A 20,998-nucleotide genomic window follows, 5' to 3' on the forward strand; every position below is an offset into this window, starting at 1 on the left:
CCGCATACCTTGTTTAGAAAACCGTTTTATTTACCTTACGAAGACATTGTTTGCTATGGCGCAAATCAACGTAATGTCGGTTCAGCCCGTGGTGGCTCACGTGTATTTGTATCACTCATGGTGCCGTTAAAATACCCTAAACATTATCGCTTCACTAAGCCCACTTTTTATGTAGGTGGTTCAAATCGTGAATGGGATTCACTGGCATACGCCACAGCCATGACCTTTATGGATACATCCATCCCACTTGGTACTCACTTATATCAATCGATAGAGCATTACTTCAAAATTGATAAAGACATAACCGAAAAACATGGATTCCCTGAGGAGTTAAAACCTTATTTAGATCCAGTCGATTGCCAAGTAAATAGAGAAGCCGTGTGGTAGTGAAGCTAGTTTGGTTTGTATTTACGCAAAGGAGTGGTGCCGAACTGTAAATAAATAGTTAGTAATACAGTTCGGTAATAAGGAAGTTGAATATGCTTGAGCAATACGCAGAAAGCGCTTATCGCGGTAAACAAGCTGCAAAATTTAGAAATGAAATCGCAACAGGTGAACGTGATTCAATGTATTGTCGCTATCAAAGTAAACAAGAGCTATTTCCCAGGGGTAATGTATTTGGGCATTGTTATGATAGTTATCAAAGCGCTGCGTTTAAGTACAATTTATCTGGTAAAGCAGAGCACTATAGAAATGTCCTTGGTTGCACGCCAAACATTCTAAGCCTATCAACAATTGGTAGGAAAGTGTCTGATATATTATTACTGATTTGGGTTTGTATTCACTTAACTATTCTCTTATGTCTTTTTTTTATTCCAGTATTTTTATATCTTTTAGGTAATGAAAAACAAGGCACTCTTGCACTTTGCTATATATTTTTAATGTGGGTATTCTCTAAATTTTTTAATTTAACGATATTGAAGTTAATAAGGAAAAAGGTCAAAGCTTCAAGAGTTAACTTTGAGCGTACGAAAGGTCTCGTTTGGATGGATAATAATCGCGGAAGCCATTCTTTGAAATTTCCTTTTGAAGAGTTTAACGCTCACTATAAAGTCCAAAACAACCCTCAAAGCGGCTTTCCATATAGGGGATTTACACTATTACATTTCAAAAAAGACGTTTTTTATGCTTGGACAGGTGCTAATTTAATTAGCTCTGCATTTTTACATTGGGAGCTATTGCAAAATTTTATGGATGTTACTCAGCCATTAGCTGATATCCCACAATTTGAATATTATCGAGAGTTTGATAAAACAACCGCAGAGTTTGATAAAGCGAATGGTCGTCCAAAATATTTTTGGTATCGGGTTGATAAATCATTTTTAAAGCAAATGACCCAAGCAGATGATGAACTTTTAAAAGAATTTAATGATGATGAGCAACTAGATAATTTACTGATGGGTAAACCAATCAAAAAGCTCAAGCCACCTGAAATTTTTAAGTTTCCTTGGAAATACGCAGAAAATATAAAACCAGAAAGTGAGATTAAGTTTGGCAAAACAGCGTGGCAAAAATTCACTTCGTTTTTAATGATTGATTTATAAAAACTGACTGTTAGGGCAACATTGAAAGATAAGGATATCAATGTCTATTTCGTATAGATTCGCAAAAATGAATGCCAGCGCAATCGAAGTGTCACAAAAATTTAACCAGTGTATCGCTCCTAAGAAGTTTGAATATAGCTCACTAGCCACCTTAAACGCTGGGCAAACAAAGAAATCACTAAGCCATGGGAAAAATGGCCAATCGACGAAAGCTTAAATCAGCCTGATACAGCGCCTTATTGGAAGCGATTAACAAAAACCTTATTAAGACAAGTAGCAGTGGGTGTTTAATGTCTAATAAGTTTAAAAAGGAATTTATGTAACGATGCCTGTTAGTGAAAATCAGCTTGATCACGTAAAAATAACAAAAGAAACGCTAGAATACATAAAGCGCAAAGATCAAGAGCGCGAAGACTGGATGCGTGCAAACCCAGAAGAAGTCGATAGGCGTTTTGACGAGTTCAAAGCAAAGTTTATTGCTGAAGATGAAAAAAAGAGGCCTGAACGAATTAGGAAACTTGAAGAATGGAAAAAACTTAACCCAAGAAAAAAACCGATTTATGCAAAAGACAAAAACATTAGGCAATTAGCACTCGATGAGGGCCGTGCTGAAAGAAGAGAGCAAAGAAATAAAGAAGAAAAAGATCCAGAAATAGAAAAGGCAAAGAGAACTAAGCAAAGAAATTACTCGATTTATCAAGCCAATTCCACCAAGTACAGAGAAAGGCTACCAAGAGACTATTTACATCAAGACAGTTATGAAACGCGATTAAAAAAAGCTGAAGCACTTAATGGCTGCAGCTTCAAAACTCTTACCTTTAAAAGTAAGCGTTTTACTGATCAATATGCAGCAGAGCTTGAATCCCCAGATAGTGGCTCAACACTTGAGGGGCATTGGGTAGAGAGCGATGGTAAGCAGTTGGCTATTTCATGGTTTGGAGGGTGGTCTAACTTATTTACTGCTCTAAGTTTCTTGCTAATGGTCGCAGCGGTTATGTTTTTTTTCGTTGATTTGGTTGTTATTGGTTTTGTGTGGGGCGACTATCGATGGGTGCCATTTGCTATATATGCACCTATGTTTATAGTCGGTTTTTATATGCTGAAACATCGAGCCATATTAGCGCACCGAGATAATTTTTACTTTAATCGCCATACCGTATTTGTAAAAACTCCGCATACCTTGTTTAGAAAACCGTTTTACTTACCTTACGAAGACATTGTTTGCTATGGTGCAAATGAGCGTAATGTCGGTTCAGCCCGGGGTGGCTCACGTGTATTTGTATCACTCATGGTGCCGTTAAAATACCCTAAACATTATCGCTTCACCAAGCCCACTTTCTATGTAGGTGGTTCAAATCGTGAATGGGATTCACTGGCATATGCCACAGCCATGACCTTTATGGATACATCCATCCCGCTTGGTACTCACTTATATCAATCGATAGAGCATTACTTCAAAATTGATAAAGATATAACAGAAAAACACGGATTCCCTGAGGAGCTAAAACCTTATTTAGATCCAGTAGATTGCCAAGTAAATAGAGAAGCCGTGTGGTAGCGAAGTCTATTAAGACAAGTAGCAGTGGGTGTTTAGGGTCTGAGATATTTAAAATGGAATGGTTAAAAACAAGGAATGTAGAGAGCAATGACTATGAGTAGCGATGATAAAGGCTCTGTAAAATCAAGCAAGCTGGATGATTTAATTGATAACCTTATTAGTGATGAGGAGCTTGAGCGCTATATTGCTGAACAAAACGACGGTTTAACTCATGAAGAACGAGAAAAAATTAAAAGAGAAAATCGTATTAACGCAATTAACCAGTGGTGCGCCGAAAACCCTGGCAGAGACCCAACAAGAGCAAAAGATAAAACCATTAAACAGTTGGCCTTAGATGAAAAAGCGGAGGTGCGATTAGAAGAATTTAGAAGAGATAATCCTGAAAAAGCTGCAGAAAGTAGAAGGAGAGCCGCGAACAGTAGTAAATATTTTGATGATAGACAAACCTATACAGAGCAACTACCAAGAGACTATTTACATCAAGACAGTTATGAAACGCGATTAAAAAAAGCTGAAGCACTTAATGGCTGCAGCTTCAAAACTCGTACCTTTAAAAGTAAGCGTTTTACTGATCAATATGCAGCAGAGCTTGAATCTCCTAATCGAGGCTCAACACTTGAGGGGCATTGGGTAGAGAATGATGGTAAGCAATTGGCTATTTCATGGTTTGGAGGGTGGTCTAATTTATTTACTATTCTTGGTTTCGGTTGTACGAGTCTCGCTTTAATGGTTTTCTTTTTTCATATCATAATGTTAATTGGGAATGGACTTAAATATTTTTGGGTGATGGCGTCAATCTATGTGACGCTCTTTAGTTTGGGTTTATTTATTTTAAAACACCGCGCCATATTAGCGCACCGAGATAATTTTTACTTTAATCGCCATACTGGCCTTGTAAAAACCCCGCATACCTTGTTTAGAAAACCGTTTTATTTACCTTATGAAGACATTGTTTGCTATGGTGCAAATTAGCGTAATGTCGGCTCAGCCCGTGGTGGCTCACGTGTATTTGTATCACTCATGGTGCCGTTAAAATACCCTAAATATTATCGCTTCACTAAGCCAACATTTTATGTAGGTGGTTCAAACCGTGACTGGGATTCACTGGCATACGCCACAGCCATGACCTTTATGGATACATCCATCCCGCTTGGTACTCACTTATATCAATCGATAGAGCATTACTTCAAAATTGATAAAGACATAACAGAAAAGCACGGATTCCCTGAGGAGCTAAAACCTTATTTAGATCCAGTAGATTGCCAAGTAAATAGAGAGGTCGTGTGGTAGTGAAGCTAGTTTGGTTTGTATTTACGCAAAGGAGTGGCACCGAACTGTAAATAAATAGTTAGTAATACAGTTCGGTAATAAGGAAGTTGAATATGCTTGAGCAATACGCAGAAACCGCTTATCGCGGAAAACAAGCTGCAAAATTTAGAAATGAAATCGCAACAGATGAACGTGATTCTATGTATTGCCGTTATCAAAGTGAGCAAGCTATTTACCCTAGGGAGAACTTATTTGGATATTGCTTTGATAGCAGTCAGATGAGTTATTATAAAGGGAATATTAATGGTCAAACAGACTATGATCGCTCAATTTTAACTAAAGGAAAAAATAAGTTGACGTTGGCCTTAATTGCAAATGCTACAAATATTATTGGTTTGACGAACTTTACTTGGGCGATGCTACATTTATTCTTTGTTTTTTTTATGTTTATTCTACCCTTATTTTCCCTTGCTTTAGGGGCATATGAACTTGCATTTGATTTTTTTATCATTCTTTTAAGTTGCTGGGGGGATTTAAATTAATTAGCTTGCTAATTTGGCCTTTTTTTCGTTTCAAATTTAATCTAGCCACAATTTTTAACCGTAAAACGGGTATGGTTGAAGTACCGACTAAGAATGCAAAAAATTTTGATACACTCCCTTTTGAAGAGTTCAATGCTCACTATAAGGTAGCCCATAATCCTAAAAGTGGTTTTGCTAATAGAGGCTTTACATTACTGCATTATAAGAAAAACATTCGTTATGAACAGACTTATAGTAACCAAATAGCCTGTGCTTTTTTGCACTGGGAGTTATTGCAAAATTTTATGGATGTTACTCAGCCTTTGGTCCGATATCCCGCAATTTGAATATTATCGAGAGTTTGATAAAACAACCGTAGAGTTTGATAAAGCAAACGGTCGTCCAAAATACTTTTGGTATCGTGTTGATAAATCTTTTTTAAAAAAGATGAGCCCGCGAATTCAAGTCCGAAGTGCACCACTCGCTAAATTAGGCTGCTTTGCGTAATTCATCGAATATTACCGCTGGTTGCCTAAACCCTAGACATTTTCTCGGCCTCGCATTGAGCGCCTTTTCTATGTGCGCAATTTGCTTATCTGTCACCGTTCGTAAATCAGTGCCTTTGCGAATATATTGACGCAACAAGCCATTAAAGTTCTCATTTAACCCTCTTTCCCATGATGAGTAGGGGTTAGCAAAGTAGATGTCGGTTTTTAGCTTGTCTGAAACATGCTCATGTTCACAAAACTCACTCCCGTTGTCTGCGGTTATCGTATGAACATGGCGTCGATAGCGCCACAGCATACCTATCATTGCTCTGCTCACTTGCGCTGCACTTTTTGCTGGCACTTTGCGTATCAGGTAAAACTTACTTGTACGCTCGACTAAACTAACGATTGCTCCCGTACCATGCTTGCCAAGTACTGTATCCGCTTCCCAATCACCAAATCGTGTCTTAGTGTCAACAATCGCAGGTCTATGTTCAATGCCAACACGATTTGGGATGATGACACGTTTGCTTCGGCTGCCTTTACGATAACGTCTGTGCCCTTGTCGCAGATGTTTGTATAGCTTGCCACCACTCAATTTATCTTTTTGAATATAGCCATAAATCCATTCATGACTCACAGGATGCCCGATAATTTTGCTTACACCCGCAACCTGCTCAGGGCTCCATTTTTGCTCCAATCCAAACTCAACGAACGCAATTGTAAGTGCTGGCATGGAATACTTGGCAGCTAGATGTTTTCGTTTACATGCCTTTGAATGTGCAACCTCAGGCAAGTAATGACTTCGAGTACTATTGCGCCTAACTTCACGACTTATAGTGCTGTGGCTCACTTTTAGCCTTTTCCCTATCTCTCGATAGCTAAAACCCTCGCGTAAGTAGGCCTCAATCTGGTATCTTTGCCCTTCGATCAACTGCTTGTAACTCATGGTATCTACTCTTGTTTTTTGGCGATTACAGAGTACCACCAACAGGCAGTTGATTCTCTTCTCACCGTTTAACCATGAGTGGTGCACTTATTATCTGAATTCGGGCCAAGCAAAAGACGAGCAATTAAAAGAGTTTAATGATGACGAGCAACTAGATAATTTACTGATGGGTAAACCAATCAAAAAGCTCAATCCACCTGAAATCTTTAAGTTTCCTTGGAAATACGCAGAAAATATAAAACCAGAAAGTGAGATTAAATTTGGCAAAACAGCGTGGCAAAAATTCACCTCGTTTTTAATGATTGATTTGTAAAAACTGACTGTTAGGGCAACATTGAAAGATAAGGATATCAATGTCTATTTCGTATAGATTCGCAAAAATGAATGCAAGAACAATCGAAGCGTCGCAAAATTTTAAAAATTATTTTTCGAAGAAGAGGTTTAATAAATTCACTGATTTAATGGGTTTTCAAATAGTAAAAATTCTAGTCTTAAAGGATGAAGAAAGAAGGCTTAAAGATTTAAATAGTATTGATAACGAAGGGCGTTATTTAGGTTTCCAAAAAGCAAATGATGCGATGCTTGCGTTAACTTTAGGGCCGATATTATTGGGGGCAGTGCTAACGTTTATTTCTATTATAGCTTTAATGGTGTGGGTCTATGAGTCAATTTACTATCCAAATAATGCTGCTTCTCCATTGTTCTTTGTATGCCTCTCCTTAGGATTTAACCTTTTCTTCCTCAACTTCGGGCCTATTATAGCGCGTTATATTTTACCTCGGCGAGAGGTGTATTTTGACCGCATAAATCAAACGGTGAGTTTTACCTGGTCGGTTGATAATGCGCAAAAGAATGAGCTTGGTCATGCGACATTCCCATTCTCAGATATCGAGGCGTTTTACGCTAAAGCCAACCATTCACAAGGACATGGTGTGACTCATGCGATGTATGTGGCTCATAAAGATTACGGCAACCATGCAGGTGCGTTTAGTGAAATTCGCGTTAAAGACAACCCACAAAATCCAAACTACTGTCGTTATACATGGGAGCGCGTGGTGCGTTTTATGGATTTAAGCAAACCATTAGTGGACTCAGCCGAAATTGAGCTGTTTCGTCATTTAGACCCACTAACACGCGATTTTGATAAACAGAATAACCGCCCAGAAAAGTATTGGCGTTTAATGGGTTACAAACAGATGCAGCAGATAGAAGAAAAGCTTGATAACGATATTTATCGTTTTAACTTTGATGGCGCAATAACCAACCCTAAACGCTGGGCAAACAAAGAAATCACTAAGCCATGGGAAAAATGGCCAATTGACGAAAGCTTAAATCAGCCTGATACAACGCCTTATTGGAAGCGATTAACAAAAACCTTATTAAGACAAGTAGCAGTGGGTGTTTAGGGTCTGAGATATTTAAAGTGGAATGGTTAAAACAAGGAATGTAGATAGCAATGACTATGAGTAGCGATGATAAAGGCTCTGTAAAATCAAGCAAGCTGGATGATTTAATTGATAACCTTATTAGTGATGAGGAGCTTGAGCGCTATATTGCTGAACAAAACGACGGTTTAACTCATGAAGAACGAGAAAAAATTAAAAGAGAAAATCGTATTAACGCAATTAATCAGTGGTGCGCCGAAAACCCTGGTAGAGACCCAACAAGAGCAAAAGATAAAACCATCAAACAGCTCGCCTTAGATGAAGAAGCTGAGGTGCTATTAGAAGAATTTAGAAGAGATAACCCTGAAAAAGCTGCAGAAAATAGAAGGAGAGCCGAAAATAGTTGTAGGTACCGTAAGAATAGTCAAACCTATAACGAACAGCTGCCAAGAGACTACTTACATCAAGACAGTTATGAAACACGATTAAAAAAAGCAGAAGCACTCAATGGCTGCAGCTTTAAAACTCGTACCTTTAAAAGTAAGCGTTTTACTGATCAATATGCAGCAGAGCTTGAATCCCCTAATCGTGGCTCAACACTTGAGGGGCATTGGGTAGAGAATGATGGTAAGCAGTTGGCTATTTCATGGTTTGGAGGGTGGTCTAACTTATTTACAGCACTTGGCTTTTTCTTTGAAACACTCGCTTTTATGGTTTTCTTATTTCATGTATATGCGTTAATTGCGAATGGGTTTGAATATTTTTGGGTGATGGCCTCAATCTATGTGACGCTCTTTGGTTTGGGTTATTTCACTTTAAAACATCGAGCCATATTAGCGCACCGAGATAATTTTTACTTTAATCGCCATACCGTATTGTAAAAACCCCGCATACTTTGTTTAGAAAACCGTTTTATTTACCTTACGAAGACATTGTTTGCTATGGCGCAAATCAGCGTAATGTCGGCTCAGCCCGTGGTGGCTCACGTGTATTTGTATCACTCATGGTGCCGTTAAAATACCCTAAACATTACCGCTTCACTAAGCCCACTTTTTATGTAGGTGGTTCAAATCGTGAATGGGATTCACTGGCATATGCCACAGCCATGACCTTTATGGATACATCCATCCCGCTTGGCACTCACTTATATCAATCGATAGAGCATTACTTCAAAATTGATAAAGACATAACAGAAAAAAACGGATTCCCTGAGGAGCTAAAACCCTATTTAGATCCTACAGATTGCCAAGTGAATAGAGAGGCCGTGTGGTAGTGAAGTCTATTAAGACAAATAGCGGTGGGTGCTTAGGGTCTGAGATATTTAAAGTGGAATGGTTAAAAACAAGGAATGTAGATAGCAATGACTAGTGATGATAAAAGCTCAGTAAAATCAAGCAAGCTGGATGATTTAATTGATAACCTTATTAGTGATGAGGAGCTTGAGCGCTATATTGCTGAACAAAACGACGGTTTAACTCGTGAAGAACGAGAAAAAATAAAAAGAGAAAATCGTATTAACGCAATTAACCAGTGGTGCGCTGAAAACCCTGGCCGAGATCCTGCTAGAGCAAAAGATAAAACCATCAAACAACTGGCGTTAGATGAAGAAGCTGAGGTGCGAATAGAAGAGTTTAGAAAAAATAACCCTGAGGAAATGGCTGAAATTGAAAGAAGAAATGAAAACAAAAGCAAATATTTTGATGATAGAGAAACCTATAAAGCGCAACTGCCAAGAGACTACTTACATAAAGACAGTTATGAAACGCGATTAAAAAAAGCAGAAGCACTCAATGGCTGCAGCTTTAAAACTCGTACCTTTAAAAGTAAGCGTTTTACTGATCAATATGAAGCAGAGCTTGAATCCCCAGATAGTGGCTCAACACTTGAGGGGCATTGGGTAGAGAGCGATGGTAAGCAGTTGGCTATTTCATGGTTTGGAGGCTGGTCAAATTTATTTACTGCTCTAAGTTTCTTGCTAATGGTCGCAGCGGTTATGTTTTTTTTCGTTGATTTGGTTGTTATTGGTTTTGTGTGGGGCGACTATCGATGGGTGCCATTTGCTATATATGCACCTATGTTTATTGTCGGTTTTTATATGCTGAAACATCGCGCAATATTAGCGCACCGAGATAATTTTTACTTTAATCGCCATACCGGTCCGTGAAAACTCCGCATACTTTATTTAGAAAACCGTTTTATTTACCTTATGAAGACATTGTTTGCTATGGTGCAAATCAGCGTAATGTCGGCTCAGCCCGTGGTGGCTCACGTGTATTTGTATCACTCATGGTGCCGTTAAAATACCCTAAACATTATCGCTTCACTAAGCCTACTTTCTATGTAGGTGGTTCAAATCGTGAATGGGATTCACTGGCATATGCCACAGCCATGACCTTTATGGATACATCCATCCCGCTTGGTACTCACTTATATCAATCGATAGAGCATTACTTCAAAATTGATAAAGACATAACAGAAAAAAACGGATTCCCTGAGGAGCTAAAACCCTATTTAGATCCAGTCGATTGCCAAGTAAATAGAGAAGCCGTGTGGTAGTGAACTTTGTTAGGTTAGCATTTATCGCTATTTTTCTTTTTACTTCAACTGAGGTATTCGCAGGCATGTTTGGTTTGTTCAATAAAAGTGATTTTTTGTTATCGGCTCCAGTTCAAGGGGTTTTACTAGATAATGGTAAACCGGTGGCAAAACAAAAAGTAACCCGTTCGCTTACTTATGGTAAAGAATATATTGATAAGACGATAACAGATGAGAATGGCCGCTTTCGTTTTGATAAAAAACTAATAAGAACAGCTAAACCTGCAAATATGTTTGATAATGACTCGCTTATTCAACATATCTACCTTGAAAATGGCACTCCCGAAGGTATTGTGCTTTGGTATACAAGTATTTCAATTCATGAAAATAGTAATACCCTTAAAGGGTTGCTTGGTGATCTTGTTTGCGATTTATCAAACAGCCCACAAACAGTTGATATTCAGATAGAAGAGGCGCCTGAGCATACGTTTGCTATTTACGGTATGTGTGAGCTGAGCAAAGCTAAACTTTAATCTCTTTCTAACAGCACAGCGCCGCTGTGCTCTTCACCTAAATAATCATCTTTGTTGTAGATAGGGCATTTGGCCATTGATAAACAGCCGCAACCAATACAACCATTAACGCGCTCGCGCAATCGCTGCATGTATTGAATGCGTTCATCTAATTGCGTTTGCCAAACTTTAGAAAGAGCTGCCCAATCTTGTTTAGTGGGTGTGCGCTGCTCAGGTAGGGTGCTTAACGTTTGTTTAATGTCTTCAAGAGTTATGCCCATGGTTTGTGCAGCTTTTATTACGGCAATTCGGCGCAATACATCGGGTTTATAGCGGCGTTGGTTACCGTTATTACGCCAGCTGCGAATAAGCCCTTTAGACTCATAAAAATGCAAGGTCGAAACTTTTACGCCACTGCGTTTTGCCACAAAGCCAACCGAAAGGTTTGCATCAATAAGTTTCTTATCTGACATAATTTGCTCCAATGTGTTGACCTAAAGTTAGCTTGAGGTAATGTGCATTCAATAGTAAAAAAAATGCATTTCACTGTGCAAGCAATATTTCAATCTTAGTGTCGAAATTTTAATTTCATCTATGAATAAAGTAACTTTTTTAATATTTTTGGTAATTTTTTGTGTTTTTTGATGTATAGTATATTTCTGTTTATGTTTTAAATACAAAAGGAAGGGTTATGAAAAATAAATTGTTATTTGGTATGGTTTTATTAATGGCTAGCTCAACATCATATGCGTCAGTGAAAGATAAAAAAGCAATGAGGAACGTTGACAGTAATATTGTAGCTGAAGTGAGTAAAGTAAAATCTAGCTGTGGGAATTCAGCTTTAGATGTAACTGTAGACTGGGATAGCTATAAGAATATGATTAGTAGTAATAGTGAAAAGCTTAATAAAGATAACTATAAGAGTGAGTGGGTTATTTCTCATTCAGGTCAACGAACCGTTGCGGCACTTGAGGCAATAACATCTATATGTGGAAGTGATGAAGATTATAAAGAAGAATTAGCAAAGTTAAAAAAGATTAAAATAACAGCTAAGCAAGACTTTTTAGATTCAAAAAATAACTTTACTTTATCTGATAATACTTTAAATATTGAAACAGGTCATAAGATGACTCGAAGAGCGTCTGATTATACTGATAAAATAAAATCTTTATTTTAAATTGATTGTTGTAATGATCTACTAAATGTAGATCATTACATTTAAGTCTATAACTAGAATGTTATAGCTCTTTTTCTATAGCATTCTGTACTGATTCAGCTCTTTCATCTATTTGATTCGCCGCATTCAATATTGGTGAATGATTTAAGGTTAAAATACCCTTGCTGTATGTCGCAAAGTGGTTAGCATTATGAACATTACCATAGTTTTGAATGATTAATTTTTTCAAATCTTCTTCTATCGCTTCTTTAGAAAATTCATCAGAACACATTTCTTTAAATGCTTTTATGGTTGGTTCAAAATAGATTATAGGCCAAGTTTGATCATATAAATGAGCGTAATCATCAATAGCAAGCGTTTCCCAATTTACTTCTATATCAAATTCGAATTTGGCTGCTTCGAAAATTTGTCTTTTAAGTGAATCGAAACGATTCTTTTCAAATTCTCTTGCTGCTTTTTTCTCTCTTAGTCCCATTGTCATTCCTTATTTATTTGACATGTTTATTAATGATTTAACTTAATGAATTACAAAGTTCTATTAAGTCCTTTTTCGATAAGTTGATTAATGTTGTGTGGTAGAGGCTCTGAGTAGTTAATTTTTATTGTTATAGTTTTATTGTTGAGCTTCAAATTAAACTTTGACATTTCGTCATTATTAATGTGGAATGTATGTACTTTATTTATTGCTGATAATGTGAAGTCATCATTAGTTAATTTTTTTATGTTTTCTGTTAAGTAATCGATAACAATAGAAATTTTTTCAGCCTCAATATTGTTATTATATTTATCAGCAAAGAATTTAAATTCTAAATCATAACTTGATTTAAACATTTCTGACGTTAAATTTATTATTTCATCTATATCAATTATTTCTGATGTTGGCTGTTTGGCTTCTAAGTTTTTAAATAAATTTACTGTTGAATTTTGGTCTTTAATTGTTACGTGTGTTGCATAATTTAAATCAAAAATGGTTTTGTTTTTATCTTTATCAGATATGAGTACAGTGTTACTCTTTTCACTTAACTCTTCTAACCTGCCGGTAAAATTATTTCCAAACTTATCAAAAAGAGTAACTTCAAAAGAAGATTCTTGATTGATTAACCTGCTTATTAAATCTATTGGAGAGGGGATTGTTGGTTTTTCTTGGGTGTTAATCATGATATTCCTTATCTAGATTTAGTCCTTAATTTAGGGATATTATCTTTTTTTTTTGATTCAGACAATATCATTTTTCACTTTCTGTGTTAAAAACCTTTGTTTTATAGCCCGAATTCAGATAATAAGTGCACCACTCATGGTTAAACGGTGAGAAGAGATCAACTGCCTGTTGGTGGTACTCTGTAATCGCCAAAAAACAAGAGTAGATACCATGAGTTACAAGCAGTTGATCGAAGGGCAAAGATACCAGATTGAGGCCTACTTACGCGAGGGTTTTAGCTATCGAGAGATAGGGAAAAGGCTAAAAGTGAGCCACAGCACTATAAGTCGTGAAGTTAGGCGCAATAGTACTCGAAGTCATTACTTGCCTGAGGTTGCACATTCAAAGGCATGTAAACGAAAACATCTAGCTGCCAAGTATTCCATGCCAGCACTTACAATTGCGTTCGTTGAGTTTGGATTGGAGCAAAAATGGAGCCCTGAGCAGGTTGCGGGTGTAAGCAAAATTATCGGGCATCCTGTGAGTCATGAATGGATTTATGGCTATATTCAAAAAGATAAATTGAGTGGTGGCAAGCTATACAAACATCTGCGACAAGGGCACAGACGTTATCGTAAAGGCAGCCGAAGCAAACGTGTCATCATCCCAAATCGTGTTGGCATTGAACATAGACCTGCGATTGTTGACACTAAGACACGATTTGGTGATTGGGAAGCGGATACAGTACTTGGCAAGCATGGTACGGGAGCAATCGTTAGTTTAGTCGAGCGTACAAGTAAGTTTTACCTGATACGCAAAGTGCCAGCAAAAAGTGCAGCGCAAGTGAGCAGAGCAATGATAGGTATGCTGTGGCGCTATCGACGCCATGTTCATACGATAACCGCAGACAACGGGAGTGAGTTTTGTGAACATGAGCATGTTTCAGACAAGCTAAAAACCGACATCTACTTTGCTAACCCCTACTCATCATGGGAAAGAGGGTTAAATGAGAACTTTAATGGCTTGTTGCGTCAATATATTCGCAAAGGCACTGATTTACGAACGGTGACAGATAAGCAAATTGCGCACATAGAAAAGGCGCTCAATGCGAGGCCGAGAAAATGTCTAGGGTTTAGGCAACCAGCGGTAATATTCGATGAATTACGCAAAGCAGCCTAATTTAGCGAGTGGTGCACTTCGGACTTGAATTCGCGAGTCACTGCTTAATTATTCACCATTGTTCACAATGGTCGAAAGCCGATAGAGTTGATGAAATGGATAAAGCAGCTAAGCAAGCCATGGATTTGCACGGTCAGATGCAAAAATGAATGTAGAATTATCACGTTTTAAATAAGGGGAACACATGAGTGAGTTTAAGTTGGATGAAGGTTTTGAATATTTTTTAGAGAAATTTGGGAAACCAGAAAAACAAGAATGTTGCTCCGTAGAGACGTTGGAGAAATTTAAAAATAAGCTCCCAGATTGCTTTTTAGAATATTGGCAAGAATTTGGGTTTTGTAGCTTCAAACAAGGTTTATTTTGGATTGTCAATCCTAGTGATTATGAAGACTTATTAGATGAATGGTTAGAGCCTACAGATATACCTGACAATGATGTTTATCATGTTTTTGCTCGAAATGCTTTTGGTGATTTATTCCTTTGGGGTGAAGAAACTGGTTATAAATACAAAGTAATGGCTGCAAGAGGCTGGGTGATAGAAAAAAAAGGTAGAGTAAAAAAAGATTATAATACCGCAATTGAATACTTTTTTGGTTTTTTAGACACAGCATCTCATGACTTTAAGGATGAAGCGGGAAATGTTTTGTTTGAACCTTGCATTAATAAATTTGGTGAATTAAAAGCAGATGAAATGTTTGGTTTTGAACCGAGCTTAATTGTTGGTGGAGAAGCTATTTTTGACAATATTAACAAGGTAAATATTTTTGTTCACTTATCTATATTGGCGCAATTTGGTCAAATCGAAGTACTTGATCATGATGCACTTATACGAAAAGCTTTTTCATAATTAGAATACTATTTAAAATCGTTCTTTAACAACACGGATGTTCTATAGGCTTGGGCTATTTGGCTAAGCCTTGCAAATATTTTGGCTCTTATTGCCTAGCCCATTTTGGCGATAGCGATTTTGACTACGACCCACTAGGTCGTCGTATCGCTAAGCAGACTGAGCATGGCAAGATTGATTATATTTGGGATAACGACCAGCTAATAGGTGAATACTAGCACGGCGAGTATACCTGGTACATCAACCTGCCCAATCAATTTCACCCGGTCGCACTGATTAAACAAGGTGAACTGTATTACTACCACCTAGACCAACTTAACACCCCACGTTTTGTAACTAATAAAAACGCAGAGGTTGTATGGCAAAACCACGCCGATGTGTACGGCTATGAAGAACCAGAAGCTAATGCTGACTTTAATAAAGAAAACAGCTTCACTCAGCCAATACGTTTTCAAGGGCAATATTTTGATGAAGAAAGCGGCCAACATTACAACCGCTACCGCTATTACAGCCCCAAACAACAACGCTTTATAAACCAAGACCCGATAGGCTTAGTGGGTGGCATAAACCACTATCAATACGCGCCGAACCCGGTTAATTGGGTGGATCCCTATGGGTTGATGTGTAAGGAAGGTGAAAGAAGTTTAAAAATAAGCTTAGATAGAGCTTTCAATAAAGGTGTGATTAGTAGGGAGTTACAAAGGAATCTATTTGAAGCTGCGCAAATTGGTTTCATCACTCCGAAAGAGATTAAACAAGAGCTTATATCTGGAAATCCAGCTTCATTACTTGTATTCGAAGCTAAAGACAAATCAGAGCCACTAGTTTCTCAATCTGTAATAAAAGAAAGTAATAAAACTCCGCCCTCTGTGGATGAGCTAATTATGTCAGATTTTAACATCGGCAATAGTTTAAATGGTTTAGAAGGTGAAGATTTCAAAAATCATGTCCTTATGAATTACTACTTACATCCAGGTTTAGATGTACTATCGCGCGAAGAATTTTTGTCAATCTCTGTATATACAACAAACTTATATGAACCAATTAATAATGGTTTAAGAGGCTTTTCTTCCGATGATAAAAAGAAATGGTCTAGAGTTGTTGAAAATGCCAATAAAGGCTTAGAAAAACTAGCTGAAAACCCAGAGTTCAGATATGAAGGTGAGGTTGTGCGGGGAGATAAGTTTAGTGATGATTTATTAGATGAGTTATTTCCCATTGGCGGAATACATTATGAAAAGGGTTTTAAAAGTACCAGCTTTAATCCAGATAAAAGTTTTTCCGGTAATACAAAGATTACAATTAAATCAAAAAATGGTGTTAAAGTGGCTGACACAGCTTCAGTAGCTCCACATGAAGAAGAAGTTTTATTTAAATCGGGAACTAAATTTAAAGTTATCAGCCGTGAAAAAGTTAATGGTAAAAATTTTATAGAGTTGGAAGACGCGAATTCAAGTCCGAAGTGCACCACTCGCTAAATTAGGCTGCTTTGCGTAATTCATCGAATATTACCGCTGGTTGCCTAAACCCTAGACATTTTCTCGGTCTCGCATTGAGCGCCTTTTCTATGTGCGCAATTTGCTTATCTGTCACCGTTCGTAAATCAGTGCCTTTGCGAATATATTGACGCAACAAGCCATTAAAGTTCTCATTTAACCCTCTTTCCCATGATGAGTAGGGGTTAGCAAAGTAGATGTCGGTTTTTAGCTTGTCTGAAACATGCTCATGTTCACAAAACTCACTCCCGTTGTCTGCGGTTATCGTATGAACATGGCGTCGATAGCGCCACAGCATACCTATCATTGCTCTGCTCACTTGCGCTGCACTTTTTGCTGGCACTTTGCGTATCAGGTAAAACTTACTTGTACGCTCGACTAAACTAACGATTGCTCCCGTACCATGCTTGCCAAGTACTGTATCCGCTTCCCAATCACCAAATCGTGTCTTAGTGTCAACAATCGCAGGTCTATGTTCAATGCCAACACGATTTGGGATGATGACACGTTTGCTTCGGCTGCCTTTACGATAACGTCTGTGCCCTTGTCGCAGATGTTTGTATAGCTTGCCACCACTCAATTTATCTTTTTGAATATAGCCATAAATCCATTCATGACTCACAGGATGCCCGATAATTTTGCTTACACCCGCAACCTGCTCAGGGCTCCATTTTTGCTCCAATCCAAACTCAACGAACGCAATTGTAAGTGCTGGCATGGAATACTTGGCAGCTAGATGTTTTCGTTTACATGCCTTTGAATGTGCAACCTCAGGCAAGTAATGACTTCGAGTACTATTGCGCCTAACTTCACGACTTATAGTGCTGTGGCTCACTTTTAGCCTTTTCCCTATCTCTCGATAGCTAAAACCCTCGCGTAAGTAGGCCTCAATCTGGTATCTTTGCCCTTCGATCAACTGCTTGTAACTCATGGTATCTACTCTTGTTTTTTGGCGATTACAGAGTACCACCAACAGGCAGTTGATCTCTTCTCACCGTTTAACCATGAGTGGTGCACTTATTATCTGAATTCGGGGAGGTTTAAAATATGAGCGAAAAAAAATACTATAATGATTTTGGTGAGTTAATTACCTCTTCTGCAATAATTCGTATGTTAGAAATGGAAAATAAAATTCCTGACAATCTGCGTTTTCCCCCAATGACAAATAAGTTTAGTAATTCTAGAGAGCCTATTAAAACACAGTGGATGTCATCTTATCTTGTTTACCGAACCGCGGTGCCCAAACCTACTGATGAACAGTGCAAAGAATATTATAAGAGAATTCAAGTAGATTGTGATGATGATATTAATCGTTTTCGAGGCGCTCTGCTTGGTTGTGCAGTTGGGGACGCTTTAGGTACGACGCTTGAATTTCAAGCTCCGGGAACATTTGAGCCGATTAATGGCATTATTGGAGGTGGGTCGTTCAATCTTAAAGCAGGGGAGTGGACTGATGATACAAGTATGATGTATTGCTTAGCTCATAGCCTTGTTCGCACTAAAGTTTTTGATCCAAAAGATCAAATGGATTTGTATTCTAAATGGTGGAAAGATGGTGTTTTTAGTGTTAATGGAAAATGTTTCGATATTGGAAATACCGTAATTCATGCACTGAAAAATTATGAGCGAACAGGTGATCCTATAGCGGGTGACAAAGATCCTAATTCAGCCGGAAATGGTTCGTTGATGCGTTTAGCACCAATACCGATTCGTTACTATTACAGCTTCGAAGACTCAATTAAATATGCCGCTTTAAGTTCTAAAACAACTCATGGTGCAGAAGAAGCAGTTGATGCATGCCGATATTTTAGTGGTTTGCTATGGGGAGCACTTCATGGTGAATCTAAAGAAAATTTACTAGATGGAGTTTACTCACCTATCGAGGGTTATTGGGAGAAGAACCCACTTTGTCAATCTGTAACTGACTTAATAATAAATGCTGAGTATAAAACTAAAAAAGCTTCGCAAATACGTGCTAGTGGCTATGTAATGCATACTTTAGAAGCTGTTTTATGGGCTTTTTATCATTCTGATACCTTTGAGGACGGTGCTTTGCTGGCTGTCAATCTAGGTGAAGATGCTGATACTACTGGGGCTGTATATGGACAACTTGCTGGTGCTTATTATGGAGAGCGTGTGATTAATTACGATTGGGTTAAAAAGATTAAAGAGTTACATGTCTTTTATTTAAAAGCTATGGAACTTAAAGAGCTAATTAAGTCAGAGCTAACTAATTAAAAGTATTTGTTTTTTACTTTTTCTTGTACCGACGCTTTAAGTAATGATGACAAAACGTATGTCAGCCTTGATGTTATTGAGATGAATGTAGAAAGGGTCAATGACAATTTGTTTCGTTGGCTTAAATTTCATCCTGATAGCGAGTTCCCTTGTTTAAGACTAGAGATTTTAGAAGCGGGTAGTAATGCGCTTATCAAACGAAAGAATATATGTAACGTGTATGATGAAGCGTTAAACTTGGTTCATCAACCTACCCAATCGCACTGATTAAACAAGGTGAACTGTATTACTACCACCTAGACCAACTTAACACCCCACGTTTTGTAACTAATAAAAACGCAGAGGTTGTATGGCAAAACCACGCCGATGTGTACGGCTATGAAGAACCAGAAGCTAATGCTGACTTTAATAAAGAAAACAGCTTCACTCAGCCAATACGTTTTCAAGGGCAATATTTTGATGAAGAAAGCGGCCTACATTACAACCGCTACCGTTATTACAGCCCCAAACAACAACGCTTTATAAACCAAGACCCGATAGGCTTAGTGGGTGGCATAAACCATTACCAATATGCGCCGAATCCAGTGAATTGGGTAGATCCGTTTGGACTTAGTTGTAAAGAAACTAAAACAATTGAAGTGCCTGCGTATGATAATAACGACCCTATGGCTGATGCAATAACCCCTGTTGCTATTACACCAGTTGAATGGTTCGTTGAAGGGCTTGCAGATGCTGCCGAGGCAATAAGCCAAATGGTAGATACAGGCGTAACAGCTGCTGGGGTTGCGACTGCGGGTATTGCACTTATACCAGGTAAAGTGGCAGATAAAGCACTCGAGCCTGCGGTTAAAAAGTTAGACGACATTGCAGATGCTGCACAAACAACCCTAACTCAAGCTGCTAAAAAAGCGGCTAGAGAAATGGATTTACATAAAGTTGCCTGTTTCAAAAAGAATAAAAAAGGCACAGATGCTGAGTATGATCGTCAATTGAAAGGCCAGCAAGATGGCATAAATGATATGACGGTTAAAGAGTACTTAGATAATCGTGAGGCATACAATAAAATCGGTCGAAAAGGGACTGGTTCTGCACAGCAAAAAGCAAGAGACAACTTTGAATCAAAGTTATTTAATAAGTATAAGAAAGAGTTAAGAAAAACTGATAGGTTAAGAGGGGAAGAGCTAGAAAGTAGGGCTAATTTTTTAGCAAAACGAGACATGAAAACGCTTAACGCGCTGCATAACCCTGACATGATTGCCGGAGGTTATGATAACGTAGTGGACTTGGGTGATGCGAGCGTCAACAAGTCAATTGGTTCACAGTGGAAGAACAATGGTAAAGATGATGCTGGAAATAAATTAATTTCAAGCCGAGTTGAGGCTATGGATACACAGGCAAAAAAAGCATTAGAAGAACTAGGACCAGACGCTAAGATGAATGTAGATTTACACAGGTGTAAATGATGAACGAATATTTTGAAGACTTTTATGATTATGCGGGATTTGGCCCTGCGATAAAAACGACAATGCCAAGTAAGGAGACGCTTGACTTTTTTAAAGGCAAACTTCCTGACCGTTTGTTGGAGTACTGGCAACAGTATGGTTTTAGTGGCTGGGGTGATGGTATTTTCTGGCTAGTTAACCCCCAAGGTTACCATGAAATTTTACAAACTTGGCTTGAAGACACCGAATTCGCTAAGCGTGAAAACAATGGAATTGATAAATATTATGTAATTGGTCGTGGTGCTTTTGGGGATTTAGTTGTTTGGGGAGAGCATCGGGGCAAAGTTTGGATATTAATTCAAATTTCGGGATGCTATTTCCAACTGATAGTACAGAAGACTTAGTTGAGGATGAAGAAGAGTTAACCATAGATTTGTTTTTCGCCACTATGAGTAAAGCTCCCTTAGATCAAAAAGACATTAACGAAAAACCTTTGTTTGAGCATGCACTAAAAAACCTAGGCCCATTAGAAGCCGATGAAATGTATGCGTTCGTTCCTGCGTTGGCTCTTGGTGGTGTAAATAAGCTTGAAAATTTGCAGAAAGTAAAAGCGATTGAGCATTTGAATTTTCTAGCTGAATTGGGCGAGAAACGCATAATGGCTGATATTGTCGCTATGTCTAATGAACTACATAAGAAGTAACGCAGTAGCGGTTAATC

General features: G+C 38.1%; 29 protein-coding genes. 24 read left to right on the forward strand and 5 right to left on the reverse strand.

What is annotated here, in order from left to right; genetic code table 11:
• The first annotated feature begins 9 nt into the window (after window positions 1-9).
• From ACRWSG_RS19420 to ACRWSG_RS19455, 8 genes are all read left to right on the forward strand, one after another.
• On the forward strand, window positions 10-387 hold the full coding sequence (locus ACRWSG_RS19420) for a hypothetical protein (RefSeq protein ID WP_462167258.1): 378 nt from the start codon (window positions 10-12) through the stop codon (window positions 385-387).
• A 92-nt stretch (window positions 388-479) separates the two neighbouring features.
• On the forward strand, window positions 480-1,544 hold the full coding sequence (locus ACRWSG_RS19425) for a hypothetical protein (RefSeq protein WP_462167259.1): 1,065 nt from the start codon (window positions 480-482) through the stop codon (window positions 1,542-1,544).
• A gap of 40 nt (window positions 1,545-1,584) precedes the next feature.
• Window positions 1,585-1,761, forward strand: coding sequence for a hypothetical protein (locus ACRWSG_RS19430; protein WP_199529348.1), 177 nt, complete (start codon window positions 1,585-1,587; stop codon window positions 1,759-1,761).
• A gap of 108 nt (window positions 1,762-1,869) precedes the next feature.
• The gene (locus tag ACRWSG_RS19435; RefSeq protein WP_462167260.1) at window positions 1,870-3,102 is read left to right on the forward strand and encodes a hypothetical protein; all 1,233 of its coding nucleotides are present in this window, start codon (window positions 1,870-1,872) and stop codon (window positions 3,100-3,102) included.
• Between the two features lie 87 nt (window positions 3,103-3,189).
• Window positions 3,190-4,074 carry a hypothetical protein gene (locus ACRWSG_RS19440; protein WP_462167261.1) on the forward strand — a complete coding sequence of 295 codons (885 nt, stop codon included), beginning with the start codon at window positions 3,190-3,192 and terminating at the stop codon, window positions 4,072-4,074.
• A gap of 48 nt (window positions 4,075-4,122) precedes the next feature.
• On the forward strand, window positions 4,123-4,392 hold the full coding sequence (locus ACRWSG_RS19445; RefSeq protein WP_462167262.1) for a hypothetical protein: 270 nt from the start codon (window positions 4,123-4,125) through the stop codon (window positions 4,390-4,392).
• A gap of 92 nt (window positions 4,393-4,484) precedes the next feature.
• Window positions 4,485-4,913: a hypothetical protein gene (locus tag ACRWSG_RS19450; RefSeq protein WP_462167263.1), complete on the forward strand. Its 429-nt coding sequence runs from the start codon at window positions 4,485-4,487 to the stop codon at window positions 4,911-4,913.
• Between the two features lie 288 nt (window positions 4,914-5,201).
• Entirely contained in the window at window positions 5,202-5,399 is a 198-nt protein-coding gene (locus tag ACRWSG_RS19455; protein ID WP_462167264.1) for a hypothetical protein, read from the forward strand.
• On the opposite strand, the gene ACRWSG_RS19460 is transcribed toward ACRWSG_RS19455, so the two are convergent.
• The gene (locus ACRWSG_RS19460; RefSeq protein ID WP_074989424.1) at window positions 5,382-6,329 is read right to left on the reverse strand and encodes an IS30 family transposase; all 948 of its coding nucleotides are present in this window, start codon (window positions 6,327-6,329) and stop codon (window positions 5,382-5,384) included. The two genes, ACRWSG_RS19455 and ACRWSG_RS19460, sit on opposite strands and share 18 nt — an antisense overlap.
• A 49-nt stretch (window positions 6,330-6,378) precedes the next feature.
• On the opposite strand from ACRWSG_RS19460, the gene ACRWSG_RS19465 reads away from it, so the two are divergent.
• From ACRWSG_RS19465 to ACRWSG_RS19495, 7 genes are all read left to right on the forward strand, one after another.
• Window positions 6,379-6,642 carry a hypothetical protein gene (locus ACRWSG_RS19465; RefSeq protein WP_462167265.1) on the forward strand — a complete coding sequence of 88 codons (264 nt, stop codon included), beginning with the start codon at window positions 6,379-6,381 and terminating at the stop codon, window positions 6,640-6,642.
• Window positions 6,643-6,682: 40 nt separating this feature from the next.
• Window positions 6,683-7,735: a hypothetical protein gene (locus tag ACRWSG_RS19470; protein ID WP_462167267.1), complete on the forward strand. Its 1,053-nt coding sequence runs from the start codon at window positions 6,683-6,685 to the stop codon at window positions 7,733-7,735.
• Between the two features lie 50 nt (window positions 7,736-7,785).
• Window positions 7,786-8,595 (forward strand): hypothetical protein, encoded by an 810-nt coding sequence (locus ACRWSG_RS19475; protein ID WP_462167268.1) that lies wholly within the window; start codon window positions 7,786-7,788, stop codon window positions 8,593-8,595.
• A 14-nt stretch (window positions 8,596-8,609) separates the two neighbouring features.
• On the forward strand, window positions 8,610-8,987 hold the full coding sequence (locus ACRWSG_RS19480) for a hypothetical protein (RefSeq protein WP_462167269.1): 378 nt from the start codon (window positions 8,610-8,612) through the stop codon (window positions 8,985-8,987).
• 87 nt (window positions 8,988-9,074) lie between these two features.
• Entirely contained in the window at window positions 9,075-9,878 is an 804-nt protein-coding gene (locus ACRWSG_RS19485; protein WP_462167270.1) for a hypothetical protein, read from the forward strand.
• Window positions 9,875-10,270: a hypothetical protein gene (locus ACRWSG_RS19490; protein WP_462167271.1), complete on the forward strand. Its 396-nt coding sequence runs from the start codon at window positions 9,875-9,877 to the stop codon at window positions 10,268-10,270. The genes ACRWSG_RS19485 and ACRWSG_RS19490 overlap by 4 nt, the downstream gene beginning before the upstream one ends.
• Window positions 10,270-10,782, forward strand: a complete 513-nt coding sequence (locus ACRWSG_RS19495; RefSeq protein ID WP_199528519.1) for a DUF6795 domain-containing protein — start codon at window positions 10,270-10,272, stop codon at window positions 10,780-10,782. The genes ACRWSG_RS19490 and ACRWSG_RS19495 overlap by 1 nt, the downstream gene beginning before the upstream one ends.
• Here ACRWSG_RS19495 and soxR read toward each other — a convergent pair.
• Window positions 10,779-11,234: a redox-sensitive transcriptional activator SoxR gene (gene soxR, locus ACRWSG_RS19500; protein ID WP_199528517.1), complete on the reverse strand. Its 456-nt coding sequence runs from the start codon at window positions 11,232-11,234 to the stop codon at window positions 10,779-10,781. The two genes, ACRWSG_RS19495 and soxR, sit on opposite strands and share 4 nt — an antisense overlap.
• Before the next feature lie 218 nt (window positions 11,235-11,452).
• On the opposite strand from soxR, the gene ACRWSG_RS19505 reads away from it, so the two are divergent.
• Window positions 11,453-11,938, forward strand: a complete 486-nt coding sequence (locus ACRWSG_RS19505; protein ID WP_138599212.1) for a hypothetical protein — start codon at window positions 11,453-11,455, stop codon at window positions 11,936-11,938.
• Between the two features lie 61 nt (window positions 11,939-11,999).
• Here ACRWSG_RS19505 and ACRWSG_RS19510 read toward each other — a convergent pair whose 3' ends face one another.
• On the reverse strand, window positions 12,000-12,413 hold the full coding sequence (locus ACRWSG_RS19510) for a hypothetical protein (RefSeq protein ID WP_462167272.1): 414 nt from the start codon (window positions 12,411-12,413) through the stop codon (window positions 12,000-12,002).
• Window positions 12,414-12,463: 50 nt separating this feature from the next.
• Window positions 12,464-13,096, reverse strand: coding sequence for a hypothetical protein (locus tag ACRWSG_RS19515; RefSeq protein ID WP_462167274.1), 633 nt, complete (start codon window positions 13,094-13,096; stop codon window positions 12,464-12,466).
• 211 nt (window positions 13,097-13,307) lie between these two features.
• Between ACRWSG_RS19515 and ACRWSG_RS19520 the strand changes: the two genes are divergently transcribed.
• From ACRWSG_RS19520 to ACRWSG_RS19535, 4 genes are all read left to right on the forward strand, one after another.
• On the forward strand, window positions 13,308-14,255 hold the full coding sequence (locus tag ACRWSG_RS19520) for an IS30 family transposase (RefSeq protein ID WP_074989424.1): 948 nt from the start codon (window positions 13,308-13,310) through the stop codon (window positions 14,253-14,255).
• A gap of 184 nt (window positions 14,256-14,439) precedes the next feature.
• Entirely contained in the window at window positions 14,440-15,102 is a 663-nt protein-coding gene (locus ACRWSG_RS19525) for a GAD-like domain-containing protein (protein WP_462167276.1), read from the forward strand.
• A gap of 59 nt (window positions 15,103-15,161) precedes the next feature.
• Window positions 15,162-15,320, forward strand: coding sequence for a hypothetical protein (locus tag ACRWSG_RS19530; protein WP_462167278.1), 159 nt, complete (start codon window positions 15,162-15,164; stop codon window positions 15,318-15,320).
• Window positions 15,321-15,479: 159 nt separating this feature from the next.
• Entirely contained in the window at window positions 15,480-16,580 is a 1,101-nt protein-coding gene (locus tag ACRWSG_RS19535; RefSeq protein WP_462167280.1) for an RHS repeat-associated core domain-containing protein, read from the forward strand.
• 1 nt (window position 16,581) lies between these two features.
• Here the strand turns inward: ACRWSG_RS19535 and ACRWSG_RS19540 are convergent, their stop codons facing one another.
• A complete protein-coding gene (locus ACRWSG_RS19540) occupies window positions 16,582-17,529 on the reverse strand; it encodes an IS30 family transposase (protein WP_074989424.1) in 948 nt (315 codons plus the stop codon).
• Between the two features lie 116 nt (window positions 17,530-17,645).
• On the opposite strand from ACRWSG_RS19540, the gene ACRWSG_RS19545 reads away from it, so the two are divergent.
• From ACRWSG_RS19545 to ACRWSG_RS19560, 4 genes are all read left to right on the forward strand, one after another.
• Window positions 17,646-18,836 carry an ADP-ribosylglycohydrolase family protein gene (locus ACRWSG_RS19545; RefSeq protein WP_462167282.1) on the forward strand — a complete coding sequence of 397 codons (1,191 nt, stop codon included), beginning with the start codon at window positions 17,646-17,648 and terminating at the stop codon, window positions 18,834-18,836.
• A gap of 368 nt (window positions 18,837-19,204) precedes the next feature.
• Complete coding sequence (locus ACRWSG_RS19550) at window positions 19,205-20,299, forward strand: polymorphic toxin type 15 domain-containing protein (protein WP_462167283.1); 1,095 nt, start codon at window positions 19,205-19,207, stop codon at window positions 20,297-20,299.
• Window positions 20,296-20,682, forward strand: coding sequence for a GAD-like domain-containing protein (locus ACRWSG_RS19555; RefSeq protein WP_462167285.1), 387 nt, complete (start codon window positions 20,296-20,298; stop codon window positions 20,680-20,682). The genes ACRWSG_RS19550 and ACRWSG_RS19555 overlap by 4 nt, the downstream gene beginning before the upstream one ends.
• Entirely contained in the window at window positions 20,625-20,981 is a 357-nt protein-coding gene (locus tag ACRWSG_RS19560) for a T6SS immunity protein Tdi1 domain-containing protein (RefSeq protein ID WP_462167287.1), read from the forward strand. Before ACRWSG_RS19555 ends, ACRWSG_RS19560 begins: the two co-directional genes overlap by 58 nt.
• The last annotated feature ends 17 nt before the right edge of the window (window positions 20,982-20,998 follow it).

The sequence above is a fragment of the Pseudoalteromonas sp. GB43 genome (assembly GCF_054923805.1).